Origin of the sequence: Streptosporangium longisporum (assembly GCF_039534895.1) — a bacterium.
GTDB classification, from domain to species: Bacteria; Actinomycetota; Actinomycetes; order Streptosporangiales; family Streptosporangiaceae; genus Streptosporangium; species Streptosporangium longisporum.
In genome coordinates, this window is record NZ_BAAAWD010000006.1 from 184,992 (window position 1) to 199,053 (window position 14,062).

General features: G+C 71.7%; 9 protein-coding genes. 3 read left to right on the forward strand and 6 right to left on the reverse strand.

Features of this window, described 5'->3' with window-relative positions; all coding sequences use genetic code 11:
- Positions 1-100: 100 nt before the first annotated feature.
- Positions 101-1,567 carry an aldehyde dehydrogenase (NADP(+)) gene (locus ABD832_RS05025; RefSeq protein ID WP_344889039.1) on the reverse strand — a complete coding sequence of 489 codons (1,467 nt, stop codon included), beginning with the start codon at positions 1,565-1,567 and terminating at the stop codon, positions 101-103.
- 398 nt (positions 1,568-1,965) lie between these two features.
- Positions 1,966-5,238, reverse strand: coding sequence for a galactose-binding domain-containing protein (locus ABD832_RS05030; protein WP_344889042.1), 3,273 nt, complete (start codon positions 5,236-5,238; stop codon positions 1,966-1,968).
- 443 nt (positions 5,239-5,681) lie between these two features.
- Here ABD832_RS05030 and ABD832_RS05035 point away from each other — a divergent pair, with 443 nt between their 5' ends.
- The 3 genes from ABD832_RS05035 (at position 5,682) to ABD832_RS05045 (ending at position 8,573) form a co-directional block, all read left to right on the forward strand.
- Complete coding sequence (locus tag ABD832_RS05035; RefSeq protein ID WP_344889045.1) at positions 5,682-6,881, forward strand: LacI family DNA-binding transcriptional regulator; 1,200 nt, start codon at positions 5,682-5,684, stop codon at positions 6,879-6,881.
- A gap of 126 nt (positions 6,882-7,007) precedes the next feature.
- Positions 7,008-8,012, forward strand: coding sequence for a LacI family DNA-binding transcriptional regulator (locus ABD832_RS05040; RefSeq protein ID WP_344889048.1), 1,005 nt, complete (start codon positions 7,008-7,010; stop codon positions 8,010-8,012).
- Positions 8,013-8,135: 123 nt separating this feature from the next.
- Positions 8,136-8,573 carry a hypothetical protein gene (locus tag ABD832_RS05045; RefSeq protein WP_344889051.1) on the forward strand — a complete coding sequence of 146 codons (438 nt, stop codon included), beginning with the start codon at positions 8,136-8,138 and terminating at the stop codon, positions 8,571-8,573.
- 93 nt (positions 8,574-8,666) lie between these two features.
- Here ABD832_RS05045 and ABD832_RS05050 read toward each other — a convergent pair whose 3' ends face one another.
- The 4 genes from ABD832_RS05050 to ABD832_RS05065 are packed head-to-tail and all read right to left on the reverse strand — an operon-like array spanning position 8,667 to position 13,931.
- Entirely contained in the window at positions 8,667-9,632 is a 966-nt protein-coding gene (locus tag ABD832_RS05050; RefSeq protein WP_344889054.1) for a carbohydrate ABC transporter permease, read from the reverse strand.
- Positions 9,629-10,501: a carbohydrate ABC transporter permease gene (locus ABD832_RS05055; protein ID WP_344889057.1), complete on the reverse strand. Its 873-nt coding sequence runs from the start codon at positions 10,499-10,501 to the stop codon at positions 9,629-9,631. The genes ABD832_RS05050 and ABD832_RS05055 overlap by 4 nt, the downstream gene beginning before the upstream one ends.
- Positions 10,477-12,006 (reverse strand): extracellular solute-binding protein, encoded by a 1,530-nt coding sequence (locus ABD832_RS05060; RefSeq protein ID WP_344889061.1) that lies wholly within the window; start codon positions 12,004-12,006, stop codon positions 10,477-10,479. The genes ABD832_RS05055 and ABD832_RS05060 overlap by 25 nt, the downstream gene beginning before the upstream one ends.
- On the reverse strand, positions 12,003-13,931 hold the full coding sequence (locus ABD832_RS05065; RefSeq protein ID WP_344889065.1) for a glycoside hydrolase family 127 protein: 1,929 nt from the start codon (positions 13,929-13,931) through the stop codon (positions 12,003-12,005). The genes ABD832_RS05060 and ABD832_RS05065 overlap by 4 nt, the downstream gene beginning before the upstream one ends.
- Between the last annotated feature and the right edge of the window lie 131 nt (positions 13,932-14,062).

Genomic DNA, 14,062 nt, shown 5'->3' on the forward strand with positions numbered 1-14,062 from the left:
ACGCCTCCCGTACGGAGGGCCCGGCGCCTTCCGTACGGACGGGAGGGGACCGGTCCCCTCCGTACGCGGGAGGACGGCCGCGTGGGGAGAGGGACGGGCGTCAGGCGCGGCTCTCGACGAGGACGCCGTCGACCCTGCGGGGGATGCCGAGCGGGTTGTCGTCGCGAAGCTCGGGCGGCAGCAGCTCGGCCGGCCAGTCCTGGTAGGCGGTGGGGACCAGCCACCTGCGGATCGCGGCGGCGCCGACCGAGGTGTGCGCGGCGGCGGTGCTGGAGGGCCAGGGACCGCCGTGGTGCATGGCCCAGCGGACCGCGACCCCGGTCGGCCACCCGTTCCAGATCAGCCGTCCCGCCTTCTTGAGCAGCACCTCGGAGCTGGCGCGCGCCTCGACCGGGTCGGTCGCGTGGATCGTCGCGGTCAGCGAGCCGTCCAGCCGCTCCAGGACGGCGGGCAGCTCGGCCGGGTCGGTGTAGACCACCACGACGGCCGCCGGGCCGAAGCACTCCTCGGCGATGCCGTGCGGGTCCCCGGCGAACGTCGCCAGGTCGGTGACGAACACCTGCGGCGTCACCGCGAACGCCCCCTCCCCCGGCTTGCCCTGGGCCAGCGAGGAGAGCTTGCCCAGCCTGGCCAGCCCGTGCAGGAAGCCGCCCTGCATCCGCTCGGTGAGCATCGGCCCGCCCTCGGTGGCGGAGACCGCGTCGGCGATGGACGCCAGCAGCTCGGCGTCGTCGGGCACGAACACCAGCCCGGGGTTGGTGCAGAACTGGCCGGTGCCCAGGGTCAGCGAGGTGGCGAAGCCCTGGGCCAGGCCGTCGCGGGACGCCGACGGCAGCACCACGACCGGGTTGACGCTGCCCAGCTCGCCGTAGAACGGGATGGGGTCGGGGCGCTCGGCGATCAGCGCCTGGATGGCTTTGCCGCCCGGGATGGAGCCGGTGAAGCCGACGGCCGAGACCGACGGGTGCCCGGCCAGCCGCTTGCCGGCGTCGAGCCCGCTGACCAGGCCGAGCAGGTCCGGATCGGGCAGGGCCTCCCTGATGACCCGCCACGACAGCTCCGACGTACGCGGGTGCCCGTCGTGGGCCTTGACCACGACCGGGCAGCCGGCGGCCAGGGCCGAGGCGGTGTCGCCGCCCGCGACCGAGAAGGCGAAGGGGAAGTTGCTCGCCGCGAAGACGCCCACCACGCCGGGCAGGGGGTGGTTCATCCGGCGCAGGTCCGGTACGGGCGGCTGGGCCGTCGCGTGGTCGATCACCGCCTCCACGTGGCCGCCGTCCCGCAGCACCTGGGCGAAGAGCCGGAACTGGCCCGCGGCGCGCCCGACCTCGCCGCGCAGCCGGGTCTCGCCGAGCGCGGTCTCGGCGTCGGCCGCCCGCCACAGCTCCTCGACGTTCGCCTCCAGCGCCGCCGCCACCGCCTCCAGCACGGGGGCCCGGTCGGCGGAACGCCAGGAGGACCCGGCGATACGGGCCGCCTCGACGATCGCGTCCAGCTCGGCGTCCGAGGTCGGGGGGAAGGGATCTCCGGTGGACTCACCGGTTCTGGGGTCAACTGAGTGGATCAAGATGAAGCCTTTCCTGAATGGAGCCTCTGACGCCCCGCGGGGACCACCCTCCTACGGTAAGCGCTTTCCGTAACAGCGGCCACCTCGTCGGCCTGCGCGAGGCCGTTCATCCGACATCCTCTCGCTACCCCTCAGACCTCGCGAATCACCATGAAACACCACCGCGTCCCCCGGCCGGGCAGGGCGGGGGACGCGGTGGGGTGGATGGGGCCGGGGGGACGGGGCGGAGGGGATGAGGCCGGGGGGATGAGGCCGGGGAGCGGGGCGGAGGGGACTCGTGGTCCCCTCCGCCCGGCGGACGGCCCTCGTGGGGCGGACGCCGATCGTCGGGCGGTCACCACGCGGTGGCCGGCCACCGGGGACACGGGGATCACCGCGGAACGAGCGCCGGGCGTTCGCTACGGCGCGAACGCCTTGACCTCCAGGATCCCGACGGAGGCCCCGGAGGCGCTCTGCAGCACCGCGCGCAGCCGGGTCGTGCTCACCGTGGTGAACGTCACGCTGTTGTACTGGTCGGCCGCGACGGGGTGGCCGCTCGCGCCGGGCACGTCCGCGTAGGCGGTGCCGTTCCAGTACTGCAGCTTCCACGACGCCGGCAGGTCGATGCCCTGGCCGTCGTCGAAGAAGTAGACCTGCGCCCGGTTGACCGAGACCGCCGACGGCCAGGTCAGCTGGGCCCACTGCTCGCCCTGTTCGGGCCAGGTGCCCCAGCGCGGGTTGACCGTGTCGTTGGACGAGGCCGGGTCGATCCCGTCGTTGAGCGCGGCGGCCGACTCCCACGCTGAGGTGTAGGAGGCCGAGGGCGTCGCCGACGGCGCCAGGTTGCCGGTGGGCGGCTGCTGGGTCCCGCCCCGGTTGTAGATCTTGATCTCGGTGAGGCCGCTCTTGGCCCCGGAGGCGTTGGTCATCAGCACCCTGACCCGCTGGGCGCTGCTGACCGGGGTGAACCGGACCAGGTTGTAGTTGCCCTGCGGGGTGCTCGGCGTCCTGACCTGCGCGGCGACGTTCGTCCAGGTGGAGCCGTTGAGGTACTGGATCTGGTACGACGACGGCGCCCGGTAGGTGCCGCTGGCCGGGCGGCTGTCCTTGAAGTAGAGCCTGACCTCGTCGAGGGTCCTGGCGCTGCCGAGGTTGACCTCGTACCAGTCCTGGGCGTTGGGCGAGCCGCCCGCTCCCCAGAAGGGCTCGTTGATCGGGTACCCGTCCACGGCCGCGCCGACGCTGGTGCCCGAGGCGGTGTGCGAGGCCGACACGGTGGCGCCCTGGGCGAGGTTGGTCAGGTTCGCGCTCAGGTCGACCCCGGCCTTGGCGAGCGCGTCGACCACGCGCGCCTCGGAGTGGACGACCTGCTGGGGTGCCTGCATCCCCGGGACCGCGACGTTGTGGGCCACGGTGCCCGCGGTGCCGGTGAAGGTGACCCCGCCGGTGGCCGGGTCCCACACGAAGGGCACGAGCTGGTTGACGGTCGCGGCGCGGGTCCCGTTGATGAAGATCGAGTACCCCTGGGGCACCCCCGGGTAGCGGGTCACGCCGTCGGCCGGGTCGTCCCAGACGATCGACAGGTCGGCGTTGCGGTAGCGGATGTTGTTGACCGCGAAGTGCGACCAGCCGATGTTGATCGGCGAGAGCTGCACCTTGTTGTCGTTGCGGGGACGCAGCCCGGCCACGTCCTCGATCAGCGTCCAGTTGCTGCTGCCGAGGATGTTGTGGTGGATCCACGACCGGTAGGTGATGGACGAGCCGTTCCAGTTGGCCCAGAACTCGTTGGCGTCCGGCCACTGGGTGTTGCCGCCGACGTACTGCGCCCAGGCGTTCCAGTACAGCAGCTTCTTGTAGTCCTCGTTGGAGATGTACGGGCTGGGATAGTTGCGCAGCGCCGAGGAGTAGAGCCGGAACTGCACGGTGGAGTTGATGGTGGAGAAGTTGTTGCTGCCGGGGTTGCCGGCCGCCGCAGCCGCGGCCTTGTCGCGCTGGTTGGCCGTGTAGAAGGGGAAGATCGGGTACTCGGCGGGGTCGGCGTACAGGCGCAACGCCTCACGGTAGGTGGCGGTGTTGGGCATCAGGCCCACCGCGTACGGGTAGAAGTTGTTGATCTCCTTCCACGGGTTGAGCGCGTTGGTGGCCACGTGCCGGTGCTGCAGCACCTTGGCGGTGGGGTTCCACAGCACGTTGACGACCGCGTTCTGCACCCGGGTGGCCAGGGCGCGCATCTCGGCGGCCTTGGTGGCGTTGCCGATCGTGTCGTAGGCCTGGGCCGCGGCCAGGGCCCCGCTGTAGACGTAGGCGGACTCGGTGCGGTCGAGGTTGCCCGCGCGCCAGTGGAAGGAGACCGCGTCGGCGTCGTTGCCGGTCAGCGCGCCCCAGTCGTACTCGATCAGGCCGTTGCCGTCACGGTCGTAGTGGCTGAGCTGGCCCTTGACGTCACCCTCGGCGTACTTGGCGAGGTTCGCCGCGATGGCGGGCTGGCCGCCGTGGATCTGGTAGCTCTTCCAGGCCGCCTCGCCGATGTACTGGGTGTAGCTGTTGGACCAGTTGTCCGGGTCACCGGGGTTGTCCATGAACCGGCCGCCCCGGGAGGTCTGGCCGACCGAGAGCCAGTCACCGTAGGCGTACAGCGGGGTCCGCAGGTACTTCAGGTCGTCGATGTGCATCGGCTGGGTCAGCGCGATGGCGTTGTTGTAGCCGAGCACGCCTTCGATCGAGGTGGGGAACTGGTACGTCTGGCCGGGCAGGTTCGCGTCCAGGCTGTTGAACCGCATCAGCCACCAGCGGTAGTAGTAGTTCTTCTTGATGGCCGGCTCGGGCGCGTCGAAGTAGGGGATGTTCTGTGCCCACCACAGGTTGTAGGCCCGCACGTGCGTGGCGAACGCGGTGGCGTTGCTGTAGCCCCTGTAGGTGTTGTACTCGCTCAGCGACTCGGGGATCTCGTCGGTGACGAAGCCCATCACGACCTTGGCCGTGGCGGTGGCCCCGGCCGCGACGGTGATCGACCGGGTGAGAGCCCCGCCGGAGGCGGTGAAGCCGTCGCCCGACAGGCGCGGGCGGATCGTGGTCAGGTTCTTGAACGAGTTCACCGTGCCGGTCAGCTCGTCGCCGCTGCCGGAGGTCGCGTACGGCGAGGCGGCCCGCAGTTGCACGGTGGTGGAGGCCGAGCCGGTGTTGACGATCGAGAGGTTGGCCACCGCGACGTTGTTCTCGGTGACGAACTTGGTCTGCTCGACCCGGATGCCGCTGCCGGTGTGCACGCTCCTGTAGTGGCTGGGCGCCTGCCAGCGCTGGCTCACCTGTTCGCTGAGGGAGCCCGGCGTGACCGTCACGGTGAACGCGCTCTGGTCGTTGATGCTCTCGATGTAGGCGGCCTTGCCGGCGAACCCCAGCGTGCCCGGGGTGTGGGTCTTCATGAAGAACGCCCGGCCGCGGGTCATCAGGATGCCGCCGTCGGCGTCGGAGGGGTCGCTGCCGGGCCGGGCGAGCAGCCGGTCGATCCAGAAGTTCGTCCCGGAGCTCTCGGCGTCGTAGACGGCCCTCATCATGTTGCCGCTGTTGTACCCGACCGGTGGCGCGGGGACGGCCGGGCCGGTGAAGGCCGGGTACCCGATGGGCTGGTCCGCGGACGCCTCCTGGGCGAGGACCGTCAGCGAGCTCATCGCGAGGCAGAGCGTCGCCGCCACGGTCACTGATCGTCGTCTGAAGCGGGCTGATGTCGGCATGCGTCACGTCCTTGGGGGGTGCCGGGACCTTCCGGGAGGGTCCCGCTGGGGCGTAGGGGGTTCTGCGCCGTCCGGCGGCGCGGTGGCGGCGCGGTGGCGGCGCGGTGGCGGTGCGGCGGGGGGTGGGGGTAGGACCGGGTGTCGGGCCGGGGGCCGGGGGTCGGGCGGGGTGCGGGACAAGGGGCGAGGGGCGAGGGGACGGAGAACGGGGGACGGTGGAACGGCCGGCGCGGACGGAGACCGCGTCCTAGTTCACGATCGACCCCGAAAAGGTTTTCGGCAATGTTAAATTTCGATAACGCGGACCGGTACCCGACCGTTGATCGGGGGGACGGGTGCGGCATAGGCTGAGCCGCGCGTGTACGAGACCCGGACACGGTCGCGACGACCTGGAAAGGATTTCGGTGGGTCGACATCGATCCGAAGCGGTGACCCTGACCGACGTGGCCAGGCGCGCGGGGGTGTCCGTGTCGACGGCCTCCAAGGCCCTCAACAACCGGTCCGAGGTCGCCGAGACCACCCGGCTCCGGGTACGGCGCGCCGCGGCCGAGCTGTCCTTCCGGCCCGGCGCGGCCCCCGGGTCCGCCGCGGCCCGTACGCGCACCATCGGGCTGCTCACCGACGAGCGTGACGGGCGCTTCGCGATGCCGGTGCTCCTCGGCGCGGAGAACGCGCTGGGCGGCGAGGGGATGTCCGCGGTGCTCTGCGACGCGCGCGGCGACCCCCGCCGCCGCGAGCACTACCTGCGCACCCTGACGGCCGGGCAGGTGGACGGGTTCGTCATCCTGGGCGAGGACAACGACGTGCGTCCCTCGCTGACCCGCGACGTCCCGGTGCCCGTGGTCTACGTCTACGGCGAGTCCGACGATCCGCGGGACCTGTCGATCCTGGCCGACGACGCGGGCGGCGCGCGCCTGGCCGCCGAGCACCTGCTGTCGCTGGGCCGCCGCCGCGTCGGGCACATCACCGGCCCGGAGTCCTACCGCGCCGCGCGTGACCGGCTGACCGCCCTGCGCGGCGTGCTGGACGGGCACGGGCTCGGCCTGGCCGGTGGGCGGCCGTTCCACGGCGAGTGGTCGCGGCGCTGGGGACGGTACGCGACGCGCGCGCTGCTCGGCGCGGAGCCCGGGGTGGACGCGATCTTCTGCGGCAACGACCAGATCGCCGACGGCGCCTGCCAGGCCCTGGCGGACCTCGGACGGCTGGTCCCCGGTGACGTCGCGGTGGTGGGCTACGACAACTGGACCCCGCTGGCCGCCGACTGCCACCCGCCGCTGACCAGCGTCGACCCCGGCCTGGAACGGATGGGCGCCGCGGCGGTGCGCTACCTGTCCGCCGCGCTGGACGGGCACCGGGCCTCCGGTGTCGTCCGCCGGCCGGGACGGCTGGTGATCCGCGAGTCGACCGGTCCCGCGAAGGCGGCCGGGCCCGCACGGACGACCGGGTCCGTGAAGGCGGCCGGTTTCGTGAAGGCGGCCGGCCGGGCGGGGACGACCGGTCCCGTGGAGGCGGCCGGTCCCGCCGGAGGGGACCGGGCGGAGGGCGGCCGGCACGGCGAGGACGACCGGCCGGGTGCGTCCCCGCGGGAGCGCGATCGGCGATAAAAGGTTTTTACTCGCCGTACCAGGTATATGCCCTTGTCAGACGCCTGGGCGGGCTTGCTCCACGGCACGTCGGCGACTATCTTCGACGGGGGTGGACGTCCCCCAGTAGAAAAGGTTTTCTCTCAGATGGCTCCCCAACGACACGCCACGATCACCGACGTGGCCACCCGCGCGGGGGTGTCCATCGCGACGGCCTCCAAGGCGCTCAACGGACGCGGGCAGGTGCGCGCCGAGACCCGCGAGCGCGTCTTCCGTGCCGCCGAGGAGCTCTCCTTCCGGCCCAACGCCCTGGCCCGCGGCCTGCTGTCCGGGCAGACCCGCACCGTGGGCCTGCTCACCAGCGACAGCGTGGGACGGTTCGGCATCCCCGTGCTGCTCGGCGCGGAGGACGCGTTCGGCGCGGGCGAGATGGCGGTGCTGCTCTGCGACGCGCGCGGGGACGCCATCCGCGAGCAGCACCACGTCCGGACGCTGCTCACCCGCCGCGTCGACGGCCTGATCGTGGTGGGCGAGAGCACCGACCCCCGGCCGTCGGTCAGCCGCGACCTGCCGATACCGGTGGTCTACGCCTACGCACCCTCCCAGGATCCCGCGGACGTGTCGTTCGTGCCCGACGACGTCGACGGCGCCGCGCAGGCCGTACGGCACCTGCTGACCCTGGGACGGCGCCGGATCGCCCACGTCACCGGCCCGACCCACTACCAGGCGGCCCGCGAGCGAGCCGCCGGGGTGGCGTCCGCGCTGGAGGAGGCCGGTCTGTCCCTGTCCGGCGGGCAGGTGCTGTACGGCGCGTGGTCGCAGCGCTGGGGGCGGCAGGCCGCCGACGTGATCCTGCGCGCCGATCCCGAGACCGACGCGGTGGTGTGCGGCAGCGACCAGATCGCGGCGGGCCTGATGGAGACCGTCCGCGAGCGGGGCCGCCGGGTGCCCGAGGATCTGGCGGTCGTCGGCTACGACAACTGGGAGGTCCTGTCCACCGAGACCAGGCCCCCGCTGACCACGATCGACATGAACCTGGAGGCCCTGGGCCGTACGGCGGCCCAGCACCTGTTCGCCGCGATCGACGGCCGGGCCACCCCGGGTGTCCACCGGATGCCCTGCCGCCTGGTCATCCGCGACTCCACGGTCTGAGCGCGTCCCCCCCGGTTCTCCTGTCCCGGGCACGGCCTCTTCCCTTCGCCGGACCGTAATCGTCAGGCCACCCTGACGTCAAGACACCTTGACGTCAGGGTGGCTTGACGAAATACTCGGGTCATGACGACTCCCGACGATCTCGAACAACGGTTCACGCTGCTGGGCGCGGCCACCCGCTACGACACGCTGCGGACGCGCGACGCCCTCGCGACGCCGCCCGAGGAGGGCGACGAGGACGACGACGTCGCCGGTGTCGCCGATGCGGCTCCGCTCACCCGGGGCGAGGCCCTGGAAGCGCTCGCGCTCAGCGAGGTGATCGCACGCAAGGCCACCTACGGACGCCAGCTGTCCGTGCGCTCCGCGCGCCGGGCGGGCGCCTCGTGGTCCCAGATCGGCGCCGCGCTGGGCACCAGCAAGCAGGCGGCCTGGGAGGCCCACAACCGGTGGATCGACGAGCAGGCCAGGCCGGAGAGCCCGGGTCACCATGGCTGGGACGAGGACGCCGTCGCGGACGCACGCGCGCTCGCGGGAGAGCCCGACGGGCAGGACGGCGCGTGAACGCGCGCCCGTCCGTCCCCGCCGGCGATCACGGCTCCCCGGAGAGGTTCCCGATCGGCGATCGCGGTTCCCCGTAGAGGTTCCCGGGGGCCCTCAGTTCTTGATGCCGGTGAGCGTGACCCCCTCGATGAAGTACCGCTGCAGGAAGAAGAAGAGCGCGATGATCGGCGCGATCACCGCGGCCGAGGCGGCCATCAGGTAGCCCCACTGGGTGATGTAGACGCTCTGGAAGGAGGCCAGGCCGAGCGAGAGGGTGTACCTGCTCTCGTCGTTGAGGTAGAGCAGCGGCCCGAGGAAGTCGTTCCAGGTGCCGATGAACGCGAAGATGGTGACCACGACGATCGCGGGCCGGGACAGCGGCAGGACGACGGTCCACAGGACCCTGCCGGGCGAGGCGCCGTCGATGTAGGCGGCCTCGTCCAGCTCGAAGGGGATGGTCAGGAAGAACTGCCGCAGCAGGAACACGTTGAACACCCCTCCCCCGGCCCCTGCGAACCAGCTCGGCACGGTGAGCGGGACGAACGTGTCGAGCGCGCCGAGCTCCTGCCACATGACGAACGTCGGGATGAGCGTCACCGCGTACGGCAGCATCACCGCGCTGAGCAGGACGGCGAAGACCGCGTCGCGTCCCCGCCAGCGCAGCCGGGAGAAGCTGAAGGCGGCGATCGAGCAGGTGATCACGGTGCCGAGCACGCTGACGACGGCGATGATCACCGTGTTGAGGAGGTAGAGGGCGAACGGCTGGGCGGTGAGCGCCTCGGTGAAGTTGGACCACCGGAAGGGCGAGGGGATCCATTCGGGAGGCGCGACGAACATCTGGGCGTCCTCCATGAGCGAGCTGCGCACCAGCCACACGAACGGCACCAGGGTCGGCAGGGCCCCGGCCACCAGGGCCAGGTGGACCAGCACCCTGCGGTACCGCCGGGGACGGCGCGTCGTGGCGGCCCCGGCACGGGCGGGCGGGACGCCGGGGACGTCCGGGACGCCGGGAGTGCCGGGGGGGCCGGGAGCGCCGTCCCGTTCCGGGCGCGGGCGGCGCGGGGCACCGGTCGCGGTCATCGGGCACCCGCCATCTCGTAGTACACCCAGCGCCGGGCGTTGTGGAACATCAGGAAGGTGAGCACCATGATGATCATGAAGAGCACCCAGGCCAGCGCGCTCGCGTACCCCATCTCGCTCTCGACGAACGCCTTGCGGAACAGGTAGTACACGTAGAAGAGCGTGGAGTGGTCGGGGCCGCCCTCGGTCATCACGTACGCCTGGTTGAAGACCTGGAAGGTGCCGACCACCCCGACGACGAGGTTGTAGAAGATGGTGGGGGTCATCATGGGCAGGGTCACGTGCCAGAAGCGCCGCAGGGGTCCGCCGCCGTCGATGGAGACCGCCTCGTACAGATGGCGGGGCACTCCCTGCAGGCCCGCGAGGAAGATCACCATGGTGTTGCCGAACCCCCAGGTGCTCATGACGATGAGCGAGGGGATCGCGGTCGCCTCGTCGTAGATCCACTGCCCGGCGGGCAGGCCGGCCTGGCGCAGCAGGGAGTTGAGCAGGCCGAAGTCGGGGTTGAAGATCCAGATCCAGAGGACCACGTTCGCGATCGCGGGCACCAGCGTCGGCAGGTAGAAGACGGTCCGCCAGAGCGAGAGCCCGCGGACCCGCTGGTTGAGCAGCAGGGCGACGGCGAAGGCGACGATCAGCCCGAGCGGCACGGCGCCGAGGGTGTAGTACGTCGTGACGGTCAGCGACGTCCAGAACAGCTCGTCCCCGGCCAGCGCGGCGTAGTTGTCCAGGCCCACGAAGGACGGGGTGCCGCCGATCTGCCAGTCGGTGAGGCTGAAGGCGAACGAGGCCACCATCGGCCCGGCCGTGAAGATCGCGAAGCCGAGGATCGCGGGCACGGCCATCAGCACGCCCCAGCGCCGCTCCATGCGCCGCTGGCCGGAGAGACGCCGGCCCGAGAGACGCCGATCGGGGAGACGCCGGCCGAAGAGACGCCGGCCGAAGAGACGCCGGCCGGGGAGACGGTGGTCCGAGAGGCGCCGGCCGGGGAGGGCGGGCATCTCACAACCCCTGGTTGTGGTGCCGGCCGCGCAGCATGGCCGTGATCTTCGGCGCGGCCTCCTTCAGGATCGCCGCGGCCGGGCGCTTTCCGCTCTCGATCTCCTGCAGGGCCGGGGTGAGCACGTCGGAGCCGATGACGGTCATGTCCCTGATCCGGTTGCCGAAGGCCGGTACGCCGTGGTCGCGCGCGTAGTCGACGACCGCGGTGCGGAACTCCGGCGGGTGGGAGTCGTTCCTGGTCCAGGAGTCGATGGCGGCCTGGTCCTCGTAGTACCTGCGCTCCTGGGGCATCCACAGGCCGCGCGCGTACAGGTCGACGTGGCGGGGGTCGATGTGGAAGGCGAACAGCTCGACCGCCTCCTCCACGTGCTTCGTGCCGGCGAACACCGCCGAGGCCCCCGGCGACCTGCGCGGTGGTGTACGGCCGCTCGTACACCGGCAGCACGCCGATGCCGTAGTCCACCTTGCTCTCGTTCATGTCGAGCAGGCTCCAGTGCCCGTCGACCACCATCGCCACCCGCCTGGTCTTCAGCAGGATGCTGGTGCCGGGCACGTCGTCGCCGGTGGCCGCGAGCTGCCCGGGGCCCGGGGAGACGCGGTGCTCGTAGATCAGGTCCTGGAGGTTCTGGAAGACCTCGATGGCCTCGGGGCTGTCGAGCAGGCACCTGCGGCCCGCCTCGTCGGCGAAGTCACCGCCGTTGCTCCGCAGGAACCCGTACCAGGCCGGGGGGTAGGTCAGGCTGCAGGAGATCCCGAACCTCCTGATCCGCCGGGGGTCGAACCCGGACTCGTCGGGGTGTCTCCCGTCCTGGTCCACCGTCAGTTTGCGGGCGTTCTCGACCAGCCGGTCCCAGGTCCAGGCGCTCGCCGCCAGGGCCGGGGGCGTCTCGGCCCCGGCCTCCGCGATCGCCGACCTGCTGTACCAGAGCAGCTCGATCTCGTTGGCGGTCGCGACGCCGTGCAGCCTGTCCTGCCCCGACCAGAGGTAGGCGTCGGGGAGGTAGCCCGCGAGCTGCGGGTACTTCGTCAGGTACGGGAAGAGGTTGAGCAGTTTCCCCTGCTCGCCGAGGCGGAACGACATCGCCATCGGCACGTATCCCACGTCGGGCATCCGGTTCCCGGCGACCAGGGTGTTGAGCTTCACGTCGTACTCGTCGGGGGTGAACAGCGCCGAGACCTTCACCCCGGGCTTCCTGCGCTCGAACTCCCGGAGCATCGTGGCGACGGCCTTCTGCTCGAACGCCGATCCCCAGTACATGAACTGCAGCGACGCCCTTCCCGCCCTTTCGGCCCCGCCGCCCGCGCCGCAGGCCGCCGTCGCGGCGCCGAGGGCGGCCAGGCCGCCCATCCTGAACAGGTCCCGTCGTCTCATGGAGTGCGTCCTTGCGCGAGGGGGATCCAGACCCGCATGGCGCCGCCGTCCCGGTTGTCCCACTGGTGGTAGGGGATCGCCGTGGCGGTCGTTCTCGTGCCGGGCCGGGCTGCGGTGGAAGGACCGGCCGGGAGGGTGGAGTACGGCAGGCCGGCCGGCGGCGCCGGGGGAAGGCGCACGGCGTCCGCCTCGATCAGCACGGTCCTGCCGATCCCGGGCAGGCCGAGCGGGTCGGGCCGGTCGACGACGCGCAGCGGCGTGCAGGGCTCCAGCGCCAGGTCCTCGACGTCGGCGTCCTGGTCGGCCTGCTCGAAGCAGTAGACGAGCGGCCCCCGCTCCACGGCCACGCACCCCCGCAGCGCGTCGATCCTGCGGTGCGGGTGGACCAGCCGGGGGGACATGTCCAGGTCGAGGGTGAAGGTGTCGCCCGGCCGCCACGCCCGCCGGATGGCGGCGTAGCCGTCCGGGCCGGGGGTCAGCTCGCCCGTCGCGCTCCACGCGGGGATCCGCAGCCTCAGCGTCCGGACGGTGCCGGGAGCCTCGCGGACGGTGAAGACGATCCGGCCGTCCCAGGGGTAGTCGGTCTCGACGGCCAGGGTGATCGCGCCGGCGCGGATCAGCCCGGGCACGTACTGGTGGACCGACAGCCCGTCGTCGTCGGCCGTGGCCACGTAGTGGCCCAGCGAGGAGACCAGCCGCATGATGTTCGGCGGGCAGCAGGCGCACGCGAACCACTCCCGGCGCCTGCCCAGGTAGGCGTCCTCGACGAGGTCGGTCCTGCGCTGCAGCGGGTTGACGTAGAAGAACCGGGTGCCGTCGGCGGAGGTGGAGGCGGCGAAGGCGTTGTACAGCGTGCGTTCGATCAGGTCGGTGTAGCGGCCGTGCCCGGTGGCGAGGAACAGCCGCCAGCTCCAGTGGACGCTCGCGACGGCCGCGCAGCTCTCGTTGTAGGCGCGGTCCGGGGGCAGCTCGTAGCGCTCGCCGAACGCCTCGCCGTCGTGCCGCGAGCCGTGCCCGCCGGTGACGGAGGTCTTGGTGGCCACCATGTCCTCCCAGCGGCGCACCGAGGACTCCAGCAGCGACGCGTCCCCCGTCTCGACGGCGACGTCGACGACCCCGGCGTCCAGGTACAGCTGCCGCACGGCGTGCCCGACCGGGGTGCCGGCCTCCCGTACGGGCAGGTGGTCCTGCGCGTAGAGCGGCCCGGTGCCGACCTCGGCGACCAGCCCCTTGCCCCGGGCGTCGACCAGCCCGGCCGCGAGATCGAGGTAGGGCCGGTGACCGGTGAGGCGGTACAGCTCGACCAGGGCCGTCTCGACCTCGGCGTGCCCGTCCAGACCGCCGTGACCGCCGTGGCCGCCGGTCAGGAAGACGTCCACGAGGTGGTCGGCGAAGCGGCGCGCCACGGCGAGCAGTTCCTCGCCCGCCTCCTCGCCGCAGCCGGTCCTGACGGCGGCCACCGCGGCCTGGAAGAGGTGCCCGGCGCAGTACATCTCGTGGCTGTGTTCCAGCTCGGCGAAGACCCTGTCCGGCTTGACCGTCTGGTAGTGCGAGTTGAGGTAGCCGTCCGCGCGCTGTGCCCTGGCCAGCAGGGCGGCGGACTCGGCGACGAACGCCCGGTAGGACCCGTCCGGGTCGCGGCCGTGCTCCCAGGCGACGGCCTCCAGCAGCTTGTACAGGTCCGAGTCCTGGAAGCGGTAGCCCCGGTACGGCCCGTCCCCCTCCCCCGCGGCCCATCTCAGGTTGGACAGGACGCCGGAGCTCTCCATCCTCTCCCGGCCGAGCGCGATGCCGGCCTCGCGGTTGATCCGCTGCCATCGCCCGAAGGGCCCCCCGCCGATCTCGACGTCGTCGACACCGAGCGGCCGTCGCGTGCCCGCCGGGGGGACCACCGGACCGCGGATCTGATCACGTACGTCAGGCATCGCACTCCCGAAAAATTCGGAATAGGTTTTCTCCCCGGACGGTAAGATGTGACACATCACCCGTCAAGACCCCCTCTCACCGACCTTGCACGTACACGATTCTGAAAACCTTTTCAGGAGATGACTCCCGC